Source organism: Ochrobactrum quorumnocens (assembly GCF_002278035.1).
Classification (GTDB): domain Bacteria; phylum Pseudomonadota; class Alphaproteobacteria; order Rhizobiales; family Rhizobiaceae; genus Brucella; species Brucella quorumnocens.
This window is the reverse complement of record NZ_CP022604.1, coordinates 1,572,988-1,587,163: the sequence shown is the minus strand read 5'-3', so window position 1 is coordinate 1,587,163 and position 14,176 is coordinate 1,572,988. Positions and strand designations below refer to the sequence as shown.

Sequence of the window (14,176 nt, the reverse complement as noted above, 5' to 3'; positions counted from 1 at the left end):
TGCGTGGGGCCTGTAGCTCAATTGGTTAGAGCCGGCGGCTCATAACCGCTTGGTTGGGGGTTCGAGTCCCTCCGGGCCCACCATTCGCAAATTATGACATTGATTTTATTGTCTTTTTTGTCACTTTTTGCCCCACTTTTTGCAAGCCCGGTTTTGGTGGGACAACTTTGTTCTCCATTTGCTCCGGCAACAGCTTGTGGATCGCATTGCCAGCCAGACGCTTACGATTCGCATTTCGGGTGTAGAGCGTCGTCTGTTGCTTGGTAGTCCAACCGAAGATTGCCATAAGCTCGTCGTCAGTAGCGCCGTTCTCAGCTGCTATAGTAGCGCCTGCTTTGCGCAGTCCGTGGGCCGAACAGTGGGGAAGGTCTGCTGTGTCGCACCATTTACGCACGCGGTTGCCTAATCCTCCACTGGTATAAGCTTTCCCATATTCATTCAAAAGGAGCGTTAGATCGCCTGTCTGGCTGTCGGCAATGGTATTCTGCAAGATTGGCAGGATCGGAATTTCGACCATAACGCCGGTGCTATGCTGCGTCTTGCCGGGCCGATATTTTAACCAGCCACTCTGCATGTGCTGCCGACCGACTTGCGCGAGATCTGAAATGCGCAGCCCTGTGAAAAGGCCTAGATGAAGAAATAGACGCGCTGTCGATCCTGCTGGATGATGCTTCTCGAATTGTCTGACTTCTTCAATCGTCCACGTATGATACGATTGGTCAGCTTTGCCGCGCGAGATCCCGTGTGCAGGATTGTTTGCGATCAGACCATTCTTTTCAGCCCAATCAAAGAGCGCTGAAATCGCCTTCACCACATTGTTGCGAGCGCCAGCTGTGTCGCGCAACTCGTCGCGAGCCTCGGTAATGTGCCGCTTTTCCATCGCTTTATAAGGCAGGTCGCCTCGACGATGCTTGTTGGTTCTACTGTCGCATATCTCTTCGATCATCGTGACACGACGACTGAATGTGTCGTCGGTGACAGTCCCTCGCGCCCGTGCCTTGTACTGCTCTAGCAACCATTGCAAGCTGCCCGGCTTGGCTATCGTTATACCGGGCTTCTGCATCTTACCTTCGGGTTCGTATGGAATGTCAAGACGAGCGCAGGCAACCTCACGCTCAAAAGCGTGCGTGCCGGGTGTTTCATGCAGGCGCACTTTCGGGCGTCCCGCCTTTCTGAAATAAAGGCGGACGTTTTGAAACCGATCCCGATCTACGCTTACGCCTTTCGGCAGTTTGTTATCTGTGCTCATTCGTCCCAAGGATTGCCGTTTGTGCTGAGGGCGTCAAGATCTTCGCGGCGATGCGGCACAGATCTCCATGCTTCACCAAGTTCAACCACGTCCCATACCAGCCTGCCGCCAAGCAAGCGCGGCTGCGGTAGCTGCCCATTTTCGACCAGTCGGTCAAACAGGCTGGGGCTGATATCAAACAGTGCTGCGGCTTTTAGTCTGCCTACCCCGAAGGGCGGGAGTGAATGTGGCAAGGATGCCATGCGTTCCGCTTTAGCTGGCATCACGGTCTCCTGTCTGGCGGGTGGAACGGCCTGCATCTGTCAGGACACAATCAATGCGCACAAACGACTTGCAATCACGATCCCATTCAGCAACGCCCATCGAAATGAGTTTGCCGACAACCGTTGGGTTAGCGCCTTGAATGCGCCACGCGCCGTATCCGAATTTTTGCTGATAGACTTTGCCCTGATTAATCAGCGCAAGCGTTTCATTTTGAAGTGGGGTCAAGGCTCTCATCCCGAAACCTCAGGTGACAGAGACTCGATCTCGATATTTACACATTCACAGTGATCGCTAGGGCCTTCTACGCCCCAAACTACCCGCTTTACTGAGAAGGCGGCTTTCCCGTGAACATCACCAACATAGCGACATCCAGCGTTGAGCATGATTTCATCGCCCACGCGTGGGACATGGTGCCAAAAGCGCCCGGCATACTCGCCGTGTCGGTCAAAGAATCGAATTGATATTCTACCTTCCACGTCCAGCCTCCTTTGCGCGCAAGATGGCGATGCAGAGACTGACCGCATCAACCGGCGAGTGGCCGGTGAAATAGCTGTCTTTCTGTTCGCCGGGAATGAATATCTCACCCAGATAAAGGCTGGTGTCTGGTCCTTCACCATCATTGCCAACGCGATACATCATGTCAGGCCATAGGCGACGAGCCAGCGCGATAGCCGCGTCTACAGAGGCGGTGTAATGCGCGGTTTCCTTGTAAAGTTCTTGATCTGGATAGAGTGTCCACGGACCTGAAAAAGCTCCGATGCCTACAAGCAAGCCGAAATTGCGATCAATCTCCGCATCCACTTCCCTATCAGGCCCGTCCAGCTTGGATAGTCTGTCAATGAGGGTCATGCGCCTTCTCCTGATGACCAAGAGGCAATCACTAAACTGCCAATACCTCCCAAGAAGAACATTGTCGCGACCTGCGGATTGTTCATTGTGTGGTAGCCAGAAGTCAAAAAACCGCCTGCCATTAAAGTAAAAGCGTATGAGAATTTCATGGCTTGGCCTCCAAGGCGGCAGTACTTGTTATTCTGCCAGTAAACCTCTCACGCCAAGTTGGTCTCCTTCGAATAAGGTGCTCACCTTTTCCAATCTCAAGAACAATCGACCTACAATGATTGAAACTACGGCTTTTCCGATGCGCCATTGCATCGGCCTTAATCTCTGCATCATCAAGACAATCTGCCTCAATTGTCTCTACTTCAAAGTGAATGCTGTGCATCCACCAATGATGGAAAACTGCGATATACTTCATCGTCCTGTCTCCGAAGCTACGCGCGCATCAAAGAAGTCTCTCGCAGTCAATCGATGCTCGCCAAAGACATTGATGATATCGGTATCGTTGTAATTCCGCTCGAACAGCATCGCTGCATACTTGCTGAACGGCTCCAGCGCCTTTTCAGCCGCCGCGAGTTGGGCTTCGAGGGTTTTGACCTTGTCCGTAGCCAGCGCCTCGGCCATTGGATTATACGGCGTATCAAGCCGCTTAACCCGCGCAGTCAGCGCTGCGTTGTCGGCTTCGAGGGCATTGACACGGCTCGCTAGATTTCTGTTCACCTCAGAACCAAGATTTGCGGCGACTTGCCATTCTGCATCCTTCGCCGCCAATAGCTCCACAGCCCGCGAGCGGGTGACTTCCTCGCGTTCGAGACGCTTTTCCAGTCTTTCGGAATGTTCCCGGTAATCCTTGGCTTTAGCTTGAAGCTCAGCAATGATGGCTCCGGCCTGCGGGCGGGTGACGAGTTCTTCGTTATGAATGTCGGGCCTTGGGTGTTTGCTTTCGCTATATGTCCAGTTGACGTAATCGACATGGCGGTACCGATACGCCACAACCTCCAACCCTTCGACCGGCGCGGCGGGGCGGGTGTTCCAAGCTGCCAATGCCTTATCTTTGTCAGGGAACAAGAGTTGTTGCGGTTCCGTGGTGATGTGGCATTTATCGCAGCGAACTTCGGTATATTTTACGCGCGGTAACGTGAACCCGTTGCCAGTGAACTGGCTGTGACTAGCGGTGCTGCCACAAAACGGGCAAGGCTTAAGCGTCAGCATCGCTACCTCCATTCGGGCAGGTGGGCTTGAGGAAACAGATCCAGTGGGTGTTCGCCTGCTTGCCGGAGACGTGTCCGACGACTGGCTGCACATCGGTGAGAGCGAGGATTTCCCGCACTTTGATCTGCGTTTCATTCCATTTGAAAATCAGTGTGCCGTGTGGTTTCAGGACGCGGAAAGCCTCGGCAAATCCCTGCCGCAGATCCTCGCGCCACGTTTCACGGTTCAATGCACCATATTTCGCGCGTAACCAGCTTCTCTCACCTGCGTTGACCAGATGCGGCGGATCAAAGACGGCAAGACTGAATGTCTCGTCGTCAAATGGCAGGTTGCGGAAGTCCATAATGCGGTCTGGCGAAATGATCAGCTCGCGGCCGTCGCAAAGGACGTGGCTTTCTTCACGAATATCGCCGAAGACAGCGCGGTCGTCCTTCTTGTCGAACCAGAACATGCGAGGGCCGCAGCACATATCAATAATCGGCTTCATGTCGCCACCTCGGCAACGATTGCTTTCGCCTGTTCCATCTCTGCATCGAAGCGTTCGCGATCTATGACGACAATTCGGGAATAGTCGATGCAGTAGGAAAACACGCCTGATTGCTTGGAACTCCAGAACTTCCAAAACTCCCTAAGCCAATCGTAATCCTTGATAAGATCGCGTGCATCTTCGTGATGATTGTCAGCAAGGTAGCAATCGAGGGCTCCCTCAAGATCAAAGATGAATGCGTCCTCTGTGGTGCAATAAACCCAAGCGGGCAGGGATTGTTTAATCTCTTCCTCGGTCGGCTCGTTGTCGTCAGATTTATCGTTAGCGATGCGATCTGTGTAGTGTTCAATCAGCGCATCAATACTATCAAAATAGTCGTCTTCATCTCCGGAACATGTCACCCATCCAGCGTAATTTTCTACGATTTCCGCCTTAGTCAATCGGCCCGCCAGCATCCTACGGCGTGACCTTTCCTGATATTCTTCGGTATCCATGAGCATCGATTTCTCGGCCCACTGGCGTTCATAAAAAATGCGCTTGCCGTCCGATGTGGCAAAGCAATTCGGGTTTTCGTTATCTACCCGAATACGCAGCGGGATTGGCTGGGAATGATCGTGATCATCTGGCACGCGCACTGTAATATGCTGGCAGTTGATAGGTAGACCGTCGAGGCGTGGTTCAGGCACATCTCTTCTGGCTTCCTGATCGCGAATAACATTGGCCGCCACTTCAACGGCATGCCAATCGCGGCGGCTGATGGCGGCATGAAGGGCTTGGATTTCCTTACGATCGCTCATTGGACGCCTCCCTGCGTTTCGGGAAATGTCGCAGTAAGCCATTCCGGCAAATGAAGTTCGGGCTCCTTTGGAAGCCTCATCGGCATCATGACGCCTACGAAATCTGAACAGTCGCTAATTCGCAGCACAATCGGGGCGTCACCGGTTTCGCTATCAAGCGTTTGTCGGGCATAAAAGTGAGTGCCGTCCTGGTGCTTTTCCGTGATCGTGTTGTGGATGCGATCAAATAGGCCGACTACGCCCGGCGCTATGCCAATTAAGCTTTCTTTCCGATTGGCTAACTCGATGGATTTGCTGATCACTGCGCGCCATTCTACGGCGCTGCCTGCGTCAGCCTTATAATCCACGCCGATTTCAACAGAGTTTCCTGCCGATGTGCGTTGATACAGGCAAGGGTAAAATTCATCATCTTCAGTCATCCAGTCGGGATGGCGCATTTGCGTGCCGACAAACATGCCCGCAGAATGCATAACGACGTTGCCCGCCTGAGCCCACTCAGGAAGCGCCGGGGAATACTGCTGTCCGCAGTAATTCATTGCGACTGACACATGTGGCTTGCAATGATCGAATGCATCCTCAGGAACAAGAACGCTCATGGCCTCTTTGCAATAGCCTTCCGGATCGCGGAACACTGCCATGGCTGTTCCTGACACTGCTGCGATGATGCAGCCACCTAGGTCGCAAGGCTCAATGATTAGGTTCTGATCAAAGAAGCGCGTATCCTTGCGCTGCCTCGAAAGGATCGGCTGCACCATCCATAGTATCTCGGCGCGAAAATGCGCATACAAATTCTTCTCACGATTTTTCATGGTGCTCCCTCTCGCGGGCTAATCGAAATACTTGAATTAATCGCTCTGCCGCTATGCGCGGGATTGCCTCGCGCCTTTCCGGCGCGGCGGTGTGTGTAATCAGGTCGGCTGTCGCCCGTAGAAGCCCGTCAATGAGTGCGTCAAAGGTTTCGTCTGGGGGAAATCCGATTGTCCGTACTTCTCGCCATTGCTCGTGAAATGTGTCGAGCACTGCTTGTCGGGCGTCATCCGCAATCAATTGCAGAGTTGCTGGATTTGGCCCGCCTGCGGACAATTGGTGCGATCAGCCGAAAATGCTTACAGCCAAGATCGCCGCACATACGCTGCCTGCAATCAGCGTGGCAATCGCGACCATATGATCGAGCTGGCGTGCATGTGCTTTGTAAGCGGTAGGAAGATGAAATCCGCCATCAACCTCAGTTTGGAAACGGATTTCGTTATACATGGCTGGCAACCTGACGAACCGATAGGCGGCGTGCAAGCGCAGCTGCGCGAGCACCGAAACGGTCGACCACATCACCGGAAAAGCCGTGGTGCGCAAGTGTTTCAGGGGAAACGTTGTCGCCAGAAAATGCCAGCACGCGCATCGTGTCTGCCATTTTGACAATGACATTGTCACGGCAAGAGAGGGAGTAGCTAGGGGTTGGCTTCATCGGTTCAAATCTAATCATCAGTCTCGCTCCGTTTCTGCGCTAACCGATCTGTTTCGGCGGCTCGCAAAAGTAAAGCACTGCTTTCAAATAAAATGCAAGCGATACTTTAAAAAATAGAAGTGAGATTCGATTCGACAATGCGAAAAAAAGAATCAATATTGAGAACAAAATTAGAACAGGGTGGTTTGAGTAATGTCTTGTGTCCAAGAGCCAACCGTAGAGTCCACGTTGGTTATAGAGATTGAATGTGCGGACTGTGGGCGTATTAGATGGCGTAAGCCGCACGATTTGTATCGTGCTGGCGTCACCAAGCAGACGACGATACGTCAGCTCGGATTAAAGCTGTTTTGTACGGGATGCAGAGATGAAGGGTTGCCGGGGAGAAGTTTGATTCTCAGCCCTAGATTCGCCACGAACAACGCCCGAATTTACGCAGAAGCCTATCAAATCAATAGCCGAGAAGCTCGCGCGTAGGTATTACTCGCCACATATTCTTTATGGCATATGGATCAAAACTGAGTTCTTGAGCAGGGTTGTATTGCTTGCAGAGAATCTCGGTTTTCGTCCTTTTTATCAGTCTTTTAATGTAGGCTTTGCCTACAGTCTCGTCGTCGGTAGGAAACATTTCAATGACTACGTCATCTCCTGCGACAGCATCGCGACCGCCGCAATAAAGCAGTTCCCCCGGTTCGTAGCGGGGGACCATGCTATCGCTAAGAACATGTAGTGCGAAGACTTTGCGCAGATGGGCAATTCCAGCTGGTCGCCGGGCGTAGCCCGCTACTTCACCGTTTAGTGTGAAATCGCCGTCATCGCCGCCAACAGCTACTCCTAGAATCTCAACATCTAGTGGTCCGGTGTCTATGTGCCCAATATCCGTGATTATTTCTGCATCAGATATGGCGTGATTCTCTGTCAGGAATTTTACTTCACCTCTGCTTAAGGCAATGGGGTCGATCCCTAGGAACGCCGAAACCGCCTGCAAGTTCTCCATAGAGAGCGTATTTGCACCTCGCTCCCAGTTACCTACAGCCCCCGTGCTAACGCCCGCGGCTTGCGCAATGTCGCGCATTACCAAGCCGCGTTGCCGTCTAGCGGTACGAATAGCGGTACCAATTCTTTGAGCTAATTGAGTTTCGTTCATGTGAGGATGTGACGTAAACAGCATGATTTCGTCCATGGAAGAATTGCTTGCAAGAAAATGAAAGCTATGCTTTAAAACAAGCATGGCTGACAAAGATGAAATGCATCAGGCCCTAGAGGTCGCAAAATCAAAGGCGGGTGGCGCGAGTTCCTTGGCTCGTGCCCTCCGGATTACGCCGCAAGCAGTGAATCAATGGAACGTCGTTCCTCCAGAGCGCGTGCTTGAGGTTGAGCGCTTTACGGGTGTATCCCGCCATTTGTTGCGGCCCGATGTGTTTGGCAGTCAGCCTGACGGACTTCTCACTTCGGTGGGTAACACTGCTGGGGTGTCTGTTTCTTCCGCAGATCGTTCGGACACCTTGGAGTGTGTGACTGGCTTTGTTTCGTCCGCTGACCTCCCCAGTGACGAAGCGGGGGCGCGCTGTGTCAATGCTGCGCAGCGCGCCCCGACCGCAAGTTCCGATTTGGTGGCGGCGCCATGAAACCATCATTCGTATCCTTTCATAAGCGTTGGACCTGTGGTCCGCCTCGTTTCGAGTAGATGGTCAAGCTTTAACGGCGCGACCTGAGAGTTTCACCGAATCCTTTGACGACTTTTTTTCCTTGAAATTTTCAGGGGGGGTGTTTCGTGCGCACTATTTCCGAGCAAGAACAGCGTTCGCTTAAGTCTGCCACCGATGGCGCTTATGCTTTGGCAGGCGGCATTAGCTGCATTCTGCCATTTACCCGCGTCGGCACTTCGACGCTTTCCAAGTACGCATCATTCAATGATGAGCATCACGACAGTTTCATGCCGCTTGATGTTGCTATCGAGGTTGATCGCAAAGCGAAATCCCCGACGATCATTAAGCAAGCTGCGGAACTGCTTGGTTATGAACTGGTTGCTGCCAATGCTGTGATTGACGGTGATCACGCGCCGCTGACGGCAATGGATGCGCACCGCGTCATGTCTGAAACGATGGACGTTTCGCAGGCTGTTCTTGCAGCTCTGGCAGATGGTCGTATCGATGCTGGTGAACGCAAGACCATCGCCAAGGAAGCGCGCGAGGCAATGCGGGCGCTCGAAGACCTGCTGCGCAAGGTGGGGGCTTAACGATGGTTTCCGTCTCAAGCCTTGTTGATCAATGGATCGCTGACAATGGCGCTCCTCGCCGGTTCGAGCCGGAAGTAAGCGGGAGCTTTGAATACTTCAATTGCTATCTGCATCGCTTTGGTATCCGCCTGCGCATGCAGGGCTGGCGCTGTCATTACTCGCAGAACGGCGGTCAATGGCGTCCCATTCCTCGCCGCCGGGTGCGGAAACTGGTGGACGAGTTGCGCAAGCTTGAAGGGTTGGAACCCCTCCGGGCGGTGCGGCAATGATCAAGGGCCTGCTTAAGCACGATTTTCTTATCCCCGTCATCGTCGCTGTCCTGATCAATCTGATGGCGGCTTCTCCATTTTTTATAGCCATTTATCTGGCGGAAGGGCGCTGACATGGATGCACCTGTCCATATCAAGATTGCCGATATCGATGTTCGCGACCGCTTGCGCGAGGTCGATGCATCCAAGGTTGAAGCACTCAAGCAATCCTTTGCCGAACTGGGTATGCGCACGCCGATCACGGTTCGGGTTGGTGAGGACGGTTTGCCGTTTGTACTATCTGCGGGTGCCCACCGTCTGGAAGCTGCCCGGGAGTTGGGCTGGCTGGAGGTTCCGGGCTTTATTCGTGATGAAAGCAAGCTTGATTCCGAGTTGTGGGAAATCGATGAAAATCTCGCTCGTTCTGAATTGTCGCCTGCTGATCGTGCCGTCTTCACATTCCGCCGTAAGGAATTGTATCTGGAGAAATATCCTGAAACTGCGCACGGCGGTGACAGGAAATCAAGTGGACAAGTTGGCCACTTGATCGACCGGCAAGAACGAAAGAGTTTTGTCGCGGCGACAGCGGAACTATCTGGGAAATCTGAGCGTGCAATCAGGCGGGATGCCGATCGCGGCGAAAAGATTTGTGAAGCTGCGCTTCGTCTCTTACGCGGCACCCGTTTTGATAACGGAACCACGCTCGATAAGCTCAAAAAGCTCCCCAGTGACGTTGCCCAGATCGCCCTCATTGAGGGGTTGAAAGCTGAGGATAAGCGGGTTGCAGCTGAGAGCAAGCAAGCTCGTGCGCATACACAAAAGGTCAAACACGCAGTGCGCATGACAATCGCAGCTGAGATCGCAAAGCGGGGCAGAGAAACTGCGCCCGGCATTATCCAGAAGCTCTATCCGATCATCTATGCCGATCCGCCGTGGAAGTTTGAAACTCATTCGGAAATTACCGGGGGCGAGAAGGGCGCGGAAAACCATTATCCGACGATGGAATTTGACGCGATCTGTCGGCTGTTCAAAGAAATAGGCGATCCAGCCACCCCAGACGCAATGCTTTATCTCTGGGTGACAACGCCTATGAAAGGCCGCGCCATCAATGAACTGCTCCCAGCTTGGGGCTTTGAATACGTCTCAGAGCAAATCTGGAACAAGGTCAATATCGGCACCGGCTATCAGGTTCGTGATCAGCATGAAAGCTTGTTAATAGCCAAGCGCGGCAAAGGATTTTCGCCTGAGTTGGGCGATGCTGCACCCAGTCTCTATACCCAAAAGAAAAGGCGTCATTCCGAGAAGCCTGCTTGGTTCGCTGAGCAGCTCGAACGGATTTACCCGGACTTGCCAAAGTTGGAGATGTTCTGTCGCGATCCGCGTCCGGGTTGGGATGCCTGGGGCTATGAAGCTGCGGGGAAGGAACGATGCTGACCTATGGTTCCGTTTCTTCGGGCATTGAAGCTGCAACACAGGCTTGGCATCCGCTTGGCTGGTCGCCTGCATTCTTCTCTGAGATTGCACGATTTCCGTCACAGGTTCTCGCTCATCACTACGGCTCAAACATGCCGGGTGACGAATTGTCTACAAATGGTGTCCCGAACCTTGGCGACATGACAGAATTTGAAGGATGGCCAGATTATGCAATTGACCTTCTTGTCGGTGGAACCCCATGCCAAGACTATTCAATCGCAGGTCTGCGAGCGGGAATGGATGGAGTGCGTGGTAGCCTCACGCTTACCTATGCTGCGATTGCTCGCCGATATCGGCCCCGATGGATTGTCTGGGAGAACGTCTGTGGCGTCCTTTCAAGCAAAAGAGGACGAGATTTTGCGAGCTTTCTGGGATTGTTGTCCGGACAGCGCATCGAAGTCCCCGTCAACGGCTGGCGAAATGCGGGAGTGGTCCCAGGCTACAGTCGCGCTTACGGCCTCGCATGGCGAGTGCTTGACGCTCAGTATGTCCGAGTGGACGGCTATGGACGGGCAGTCCCTCAAAGACGAAGGCGTGTGTTCGTTGTCGGATATCTTGGAGATTGGCGACGTGCAGCGGCGGTATTATTTGAGCGCGAAGGCATGTCAGGGAATTCTGCGCCGCGCCGAAAAGCGCAACAGGTCGCTGCCGCTCTCACTGCAAACGGCGTTGGAACATGTGGCCCAGACGACAACCAGGCTCAAGCAGGTCACTTTGTAGCTGAAGTATCCCGCGCTTTAACTGCGTGTTCCACAGCAACTGGTCGACTAGACCCAAATGAGCAAGAGTTTATTGCTGAGGTAGCCCCGTGCTTGGATGCGAACTATGGCCGTCTGCAAGGTCACGATAATCAGCACATCGATGGCGGTGGCGGTCTCTTTGTCGCTGGCGCTATTTGCAAAGACAGCTTCACAGGCGGCGCAGGAGGTCGTCCGGAAGGTGCCGCAGCTGGTCACTTTGTACCTATCGCTTGGTCCATCATGCCACAGAATAGCGGCAAGGATTACAAGGCCCGTCAGGTTGATGTTGCGCAGCCTTTAATGGCCGGCGGCCCTGTCGGTGGTAATCAGGGCGGTGACTATATCCAGCAGCAATGGGCCGTCCGTCGCCTCACGCCAACCGAATGCGAGCGCCTGCAAGGCTTTCCAGACGGATACACGAATATTCCTGTTGGCAAGAAAATGGCCGCTGACGGCCCGCGCTACAAAGCTCTTGGTAATTCCATGGCAATCAATTGCATGCGCTGGATCGGCCGGCGCATTGAAATGGTCGAATCCTTGGCGGAGGTGGTATCATGACCGACACCATGCTGCCAATCCTCCGCGCAATGCATGATGAGGGGACCGATGCTGGGCGCGCGGCAATTCTGCTTACCTGCCCGATTTCGATCATGTTGAAGTATCGTCAGGTGCTGGAAGGCTCTTGCGAACGCCACGGCTTTGCTGCGGGCAGCGAGTATCTCACTTGCTTTTACGCGGCGATGCATCAGACGCGCTATCGCGGCAATGTTCGGGGCGCAGCACTCAAGCATGCTGAAGGGCAATTGCTTCTGCTTTGTGACGCGGTGTCGTCATGAGCGCAGAAGTAATCGCACTCCGGCGCATTCGATCCAAGCTTGCCGCTCTCGATGGCGCGCAGTGGTTTCGCTCTACCGATGAGCGCGGTGAGTTTGTTGAGGCAAAAACCCGCAATGGTGAACTGAATGAGATCGCTCGGTTTCATCCTGGCGCGCAGCCTGAAGAAATAGACTTCATCGTCAGCGCGCCTGAAATGGTGTCGTTCCTTCTGAAGCTTGTTGACCGTGCGATCAGCAAGGCGCGGCAGGTTTCCGGAACGGCACGGCAGCGCCCACAGACGCGTGAAGGGAACTTCGCGGCGGAAGCTGCCATGAAATGCGATGAGCCTGCTTTCAAGGTGTTTCTTGAGCAGCGACACGGCCTTGATCGGCCATTGACGAAGGATCGTGCGGCGGAACGCTTGCGCTCGATCCTCAACATCAAATCCAGAAAAGAACTGAACGAAAACAGCGCTGCGGCTGAACGCTGGCGGGATTTGCGCGCTGATTTTGAAGCATGGAAGAGGGACGGGCGATGAGCATTGCTGTGATGTCACAGATATTCAAAAAACAAATGGGTTCGTCCAGTCGCAAGATGCTCGCTGTTCGCTTGGCTGATTTTGCAGATGATGACGGTCGGGGCATTTGGCCTTCTGTCGCCACCTTGGCGCGTGAAACGGACCTGTCAGAGCGGACCGTGCAGCGCCTTTTGCGCGATTTTGTGGATGAGGGTCTGTTGCTAGTGGTTTCCGCTGCTACAGGTCGCCCAGGCGAACCGACGCGCTACGACTTCAACATGAAGTCATTGACCTCTTTGCGCGATGCAAAAGATGCCGCTGACGGGTGTCATGGTGTCACCGGTGACACGGTGTCACCCGTGACAACGGCGGCTGAGACGGGTGACATTGACGACGCCGACGGGTGTCATGGTGTCACCCGAACCGTCATAGAACCATCAGATAAACCATCATCTGAGAGAGAGCGCGAGGGCGATCAGGAAAGCAGGGAAAACAGGAAGGCCATTGAGCGTGCATTCAAAAAGGCTTTCCACGTTTGGCCGACTGCGGTCACGGACAGCGAGCCTGACGCGTTCCGGGTCTGGAATACGCTCTCGCCGGAAGATCGCTTAGCGGCTTCGGATGGTGCGGCTCGTTACGTCGAGGCCGCAAAGGCCATTGGACGTAAGGTTGTATGCTCCTATGCGGTCTATCTTCGAGAAAAGCGTTGGGAAAAGCTGCCAGCGAAAGCGCCGGTCGAACAATCGGGTTCGGTGCCAGCGCCGCAACTCGGCAAGATTTGGGGCGCACGCGTCTATGAGCTTTTGCTGAATGGTCCCACGCAGGCTGTCTCACTGAATGCATTCGAGCGGGACCTCGCAGATAGCGGACGCTTTACGGCGGAGGCCCTTCTTCGCGAAAAGAAGGCACGGCAAGGTTTCCCGGCTGTGAATGAATTGTTCGAACGTGCTTCGAACCGTCGCGGTGCGCTTGTTCCTGCACGATTGCAGGCAATCAAGGACTTGCTGGTTCAGGTTCGTATTGGTGGTGACGAATGGACCGCTTGGGAGGCGTTTCACCTTGAGCGCGGTTGGCCTTGGTTGCCTGATACGGGCAATGCCGAATGGGCTTATTTCCCGGCAGGTGGGCCGGAAGGGTTGAACGGGTTCGAGATTGCTTTGAGGGGATTGGGTGATGATGATGGCAGATAAGCGTTTGATTGATCAGGCAACGCATATCGACCTGTCGCGATGCTACGCAAAGCTCGATAAGTCCATTGAAGAAAGAAAACGCAGGCGCATTGAAAATGCCAAGGCGGCGATTCGGGCCGGTGATGATTCTCCTTGGCTGGTGCTGAAAGTGATGACTGGCCGTGAAATCGCTGTGGGCAATGCTCTATTGGATGCTGATATCGAAACGCTTGTCCCCATGAAATTGGGCAAGGAAATACGCAAGCGTCATCGTGTTATCCCACCTAGAAAAGAACCAATTTTCATTGGTTACATCTTCGCCCGCTGCATCATTTCAAATGACACGATGGCTGCATTAATGGGCTTCGAGTATGTTGCTGGCATACTTGGAGGTTATGAAAACCCTCATCTTGTTTCAGCCGATAAGGTATTGTCTTTCAACGAGAAAGCAGAGAACGGCCATTTTGATCATGAGGTGCCGCAAGCTGTATTCAAGCGAGGTATGAAAGTTCATATTCGCGATGGGATATTTGCCGGGCGCAATGGTGAGATCGTTTCAGGCGGTCATGATGGAAAGGGTAACGCGGTGGTTGATATCGATTTCTTTGGAAGATCGACGCCAGCAATTATGCCTCTTGCAATCCTCGAACCTTTGTGAGCGTATTCGGC

At 53.6% G+C, this 14,176-nt stretch carries 22 protein-coding genes and 1 tRNA gene; 10 read left to right on the top strand and 13 right to left on the bottom strand.

What is annotated here, in order from left to right; translation table 11 throughout:
- Positions 1–6: 6 nt before the first annotated feature.
- Positions 7–83: transfer RNA gene (locus CES85_RS17255), tRNA-Ile, on the top strand.
- Between the two features lie 8 nt (positions 84–91).
- Here CES85_RS17255 and CES85_RS17250 read toward each other — a convergent pair.
- The 13 genes from CES85_RS17250 to CES85_RS17195 all read right to left on the bottom strand — a co-directional run bounded on the left by CES85_RS17250 (position 92) and on the right by CES85_RS17195 (position 7,488).
- Entirely contained in the window at positions 92–1,249 is a 1,158-nt protein-coding gene (locus CES85_RS17250) for a tyrosine-type recombinase/integrase (protein WP_095447053.1), read from the bottom strand.
- Entirely contained in the window at positions 1,246–1,512 is a 267-nt protein-coding gene (locus tag CES85_RS17245) for a helix-turn-helix transcriptional regulator (protein ID WP_095447052.1), read from the bottom strand. Before CES85_RS17245 ends, CES85_RS17250 begins: the two co-directional genes overlap by 4 nt.
- Entirely contained in the window at positions 1,502–1,738 is a 237-nt protein-coding gene (locus CES85_RS17240) for a hypothetical protein (protein WP_157743467.1), read from the bottom strand. The genes CES85_RS17245 and CES85_RS17240 overlap by 11 nt, the downstream gene beginning before the upstream one ends.
- A gap of 240 nt (positions 1,739–1,978) precedes the next feature.
- Entirely contained in the window at positions 1,979–2,362 is a 384-nt protein-coding gene (locus CES85_RS17235) for a hypothetical protein (protein WP_095447050.1), read from the bottom strand.
- Positions 2,359–2,511, bottom strand: coding sequence for a hypothetical protein (locus CES85_RS27180; RefSeq protein WP_157743466.1), 153 nt, complete (start codon positions 2,509–2,511; stop codon positions 2,359–2,361). Before CES85_RS27180 ends, CES85_RS17235 begins: the two co-directional genes overlap by 4 nt.
- Complete coding sequence (locus CES85_RS17230) at positions 2,508–2,768, bottom strand: hypothetical protein (protein WP_095447049.1); 261 nt, start codon at positions 2,766–2,768, stop codon at positions 2,508–2,510. Before CES85_RS17230 ends, CES85_RS27180 begins: the two co-directional genes overlap by 4 nt.
- Positions 2,765–3,562 carry a Lar family restriction alleviation protein gene (locus CES85_RS17225; protein ID WP_095447048.1) on the bottom strand — a complete coding sequence of 266 codons (798 nt, stop codon included), beginning with the start codon at positions 3,560–3,562 and terminating at the stop codon, positions 2,765–2,767. The genes CES85_RS17230 and CES85_RS17225 overlap by 4 nt, the downstream gene beginning before the upstream one ends.
- Positions 3,549–4,049, bottom strand: coding sequence for a class I SAM-dependent methyltransferase (locus CES85_RS17220; RefSeq protein ID WP_095447047.1), 501 nt, complete (start codon positions 4,047–4,049; stop codon positions 3,549–3,551). The genes CES85_RS17225 and CES85_RS17220 overlap by 14 nt, the downstream gene beginning before the upstream one ends.
- Positions 4,046–4,846: a hypothetical protein gene (locus tag CES85_RS17215; RefSeq protein WP_095447046.1), complete on the bottom strand. Its 801-nt coding sequence runs from the start codon at positions 4,844–4,846 to the stop codon at positions 4,046–4,048. The genes CES85_RS17220 and CES85_RS17215 overlap by 4 nt, the downstream gene beginning before the upstream one ends.
- Complete coding sequence (locus tag CES85_RS17210) at positions 4,843–5,655, bottom strand: hypothetical protein (RefSeq protein WP_095447045.1); 813 nt, start codon at positions 5,653–5,655, stop codon at positions 4,843–4,845. The genes CES85_RS17215 and CES85_RS17210 overlap by 4 nt, the downstream gene beginning before the upstream one ends.
- 283 nt (positions 5,656–5,938) lie before the next feature.
- Complete coding sequence (locus CES85_RS27175; RefSeq protein WP_157743459.1) at positions 5,939–6,100, bottom strand: hypothetical protein; 162 nt, start codon at positions 6,098–6,100, stop codon at positions 5,939–5,941.
- Positions 6,093–6,326, bottom strand: a complete 234-nt coding sequence (locus tag CES85_RS17200) for a hypothetical protein (RefSeq protein ID WP_024899497.1) — start codon at positions 6,324–6,326, stop codon at positions 6,093–6,095. Before CES85_RS17200 ends, CES85_RS27175 begins: the two co-directional genes overlap by 8 nt.
- 430 nt (positions 6,327–6,756) lie before the next feature.
- Entirely contained in the window at positions 6,757–7,488 is a 732-nt protein-coding gene (locus tag CES85_RS17195) for an XRE family transcriptional regulator (protein ID WP_421505524.1), read from the bottom strand.
- A 46-nt stretch (positions 7,489–7,534) separates the two neighbouring features.
- On the opposite strand from CES85_RS17195, the gene CES85_RS28320 reads away from it, so the two are divergent.
- The 9 genes from CES85_RS28320 (at position 7,535) to nusG (ending at position 14,165) form a co-directional block, all read left to right on the top strand.
- The gene (locus CES85_RS28320; RefSeq protein ID WP_434063356.1) at positions 7,535–7,933 is read left to right on the top strand and encodes a transcriptional regulator; all 399 of its coding nucleotides are present in this window, start codon (positions 7,535–7,537) and stop codon (positions 7,931–7,933) included.
- A 146-nt stretch (positions 7,934–8,079) separates the two neighbouring features.
- Positions 8,080–8,544 carry a phage regulatory CII family protein gene (locus CES85_RS17185; protein ID WP_095446569.1) on the top strand — a complete coding sequence of 155 codons (465 nt, stop codon included), beginning with the start codon at positions 8,080–8,082 and terminating at the stop codon, positions 8,542–8,544.
- Between the two features lie 2 nt (positions 8,545–8,546).
- Positions 8,547–8,813 carry a hypothetical protein gene (locus tag CES85_RS17180; RefSeq protein ID WP_095446570.1) on the top strand — a complete coding sequence of 89 codons (267 nt, stop codon included), beginning with the start codon at positions 8,547–8,549 and terminating at the stop codon, positions 8,811–8,813.
- A 114-nt stretch (positions 8,814–8,927) separates the two neighbouring features.
- The gene (locus CES85_RS17175; protein ID WP_095447043.1) at positions 8,928–10,226 is read left to right on the top strand and encodes an MT-A70 family methyltransferase; all 1,299 of its coding nucleotides are present in this window, start codon (positions 8,928–8,930) and stop codon (positions 10,224–10,226) included.
- The gene (locus CES85_RS17170; RefSeq protein ID WP_095447042.1) at positions 10,220–11,563 is read left to right on the top strand and encodes a DNA cytosine methyltransferase; all 1,344 of its coding nucleotides are present in this window, start codon (positions 10,220–10,222) and stop codon (positions 11,561–11,563) included. The genes CES85_RS17175 and CES85_RS17170 overlap by 7 nt, the downstream gene beginning before the upstream one ends.
- Complete coding sequence (locus tag CES85_RS17165) at positions 11,560–11,841, top strand: hypothetical protein (protein ID WP_095447041.1); 282 nt, start codon at positions 11,560–11,562, stop codon at positions 11,839–11,841. Before CES85_RS17170 ends, CES85_RS17165 begins: the two co-directional genes overlap by 4 nt.
- Positions 11,838–12,359 (top strand): hypothetical protein, encoded by a 522-nt coding sequence (locus tag CES85_RS17160; RefSeq protein ID WP_095447040.1) that lies wholly within the window; start codon positions 11,838–11,840, stop codon positions 12,357–12,359. Before CES85_RS17165 ends, CES85_RS17160 begins: the two co-directional genes overlap by 4 nt.
- Complete coding sequence (locus CES85_RS17155; RefSeq protein WP_157743464.1) at positions 12,356–13,528, top strand: helix-turn-helix domain-containing protein; 1,173 nt, start codon at positions 12,356–12,358, stop codon at positions 13,526–13,528. The genes CES85_RS17160 and CES85_RS17155 overlap by 4 nt, the downstream gene beginning before the upstream one ends.
- The gene (gene nusG, locus CES85_RS17150) at positions 13,512–14,165 is read left to right on the top strand and encodes a transcription termination/antitermination protein NusG (RefSeq protein ID WP_095447038.1); all 654 of its coding nucleotides are present in this window, start codon (positions 13,512–13,514) and stop codon (positions 14,163–14,165) included. The genes CES85_RS17155 and nusG overlap by 17 nt, the downstream gene beginning before the upstream one ends.
- Positions 14,166–14,176: the final 11 nt, after the last annotated feature.

Bases quoted from the DNA above. Each gene is read 5' to 3' on its own strand.
- CES85_RS17250 (WP_095447053.1), bottom strand. From the start codon at position 1,249: ATGAGCACAGATAACAAACTGCCGAAAGGCGTAAGCGTAGATCGGGAT.
- CES85_RS17245 (WP_095447052.1), bottom strand. From the start codon at position 1,512: ATGCCAGCTAAAGCGGAACGCATGGCATCCTTGCCACATTCACTCCCG.
- CES85_RS17235 (WP_095447050.1), bottom strand. From the start codon at position 2,362: ATGACCCTCATTGACAGACTATCCAAGCTGGACGGGCCTGATAGGGAA.
- CES85_RS27180 (WP_157743466.1), bottom strand. From the start codon at position 2,511: ATGAAATTCTCATACGCTTTTACTTTAATGGCAGGCGGTTTTTTGACT.
- CES85_RS17230 (WP_095447049.1), bottom strand. From the start codon at position 2,768: ATGAAGTATATCGCAGTTTTCCATCATTGGTGGATGCACAGCATTCAC.
- CES85_RS17225 (WP_095447048.1), bottom strand. From the start codon at position 3,562: ATGCTGACGCTTAAGCCTTGCCCGTTTTGTGGCAGCACCGCTAGTCAC.
- CES85_RS17220 (WP_095447047.1), bottom strand. From the start codon at position 4,049: ATGAAGCCGATTATTGATATGTGCTGCGGCCCTCGCATGTTCTGGTTC.
- CES85_RS17215 (WP_095447046.1), bottom strand. From the start codon at position 4,846: ATGAGCGATCGTAAGGAAATCCAAGCCCTTCATGCCGCCATCAGCCGC.
- CES85_RS17210 (WP_095447045.1), bottom strand. From the start codon at position 5,655: ATGAAAAATCGTGAGAAGAATTTGTATGCGCATTTTCGCGCCGAGATA.
- CES85_RS27175 (WP_157743459.1), bottom strand. From the start codon at position 6,100: ATGTATAACGAAATCCGTTTCCAAACTGAGGTTGATGGCGGATTTCAT.
- CES85_RS17200 (WP_024899497.1), bottom strand. From the start codon at position 6,326: ATGATTAGATTTGAACCGATGAAGCCAACCCCTAGCTACTCCCTCTCT.
- CES85_RS17195 (WP_421505524.1), bottom strand. From the start codon at position 7,488: ATGGACGAAATCATGCTGTTTACGTCACATCCTCACATGAACGAAACT.
- CES85_RS28320 (WP_434063356.1), top strand. From the start codon at position 7,535: ATGGCTGACAAAGATGAAATGCATCAGGCCCTAGAGGTCGCAAAATCA.
- CES85_RS17180 (WP_095446570.1), top strand. From the start codon at position 8,547: ATGGTTTCCGTCTCAAGCCTTGTTGATCAATGGATCGCTGACAATGGC.
- CES85_RS17175 (WP_095447043.1), top strand. From the start codon at position 8,928: ATGGATGCACCTGTCCATATCAAGATTGCCGATATCGATGTTCGCGAC.
- CES85_RS17170 (WP_095447042.1), top strand. From the start codon at position 10,220: ATGCTGACCTATGGTTCCGTTTCTTCGGGCATTGAAGCTGCAACACAG.
- CES85_RS17165 (WP_095447041.1), top strand. From the start codon at position 11,560: ATGACCGACACCATGCTGCCAATCCTCCGCGCAATGCATGATGAGGGG.
- CES85_RS17160 (WP_095447040.1), top strand. From the start codon at position 11,838: ATGAGCGCAGAAGTAATCGCACTCCGGCGCATTCGATCCAAGCTTGCC.
- CES85_RS17155 (WP_157743464.1), top strand. From the start codon at position 12,356: ATGAGCATTGCTGTGATGTCACAGATATTCAAAAAACAAATGGGTTCG.
- nusG (WP_095447038.1), top strand. From the start codon at position 13,512: ATGATGATGGCAGATAAGCGTTTGATTGATCAGGCAACGCATATCGAC.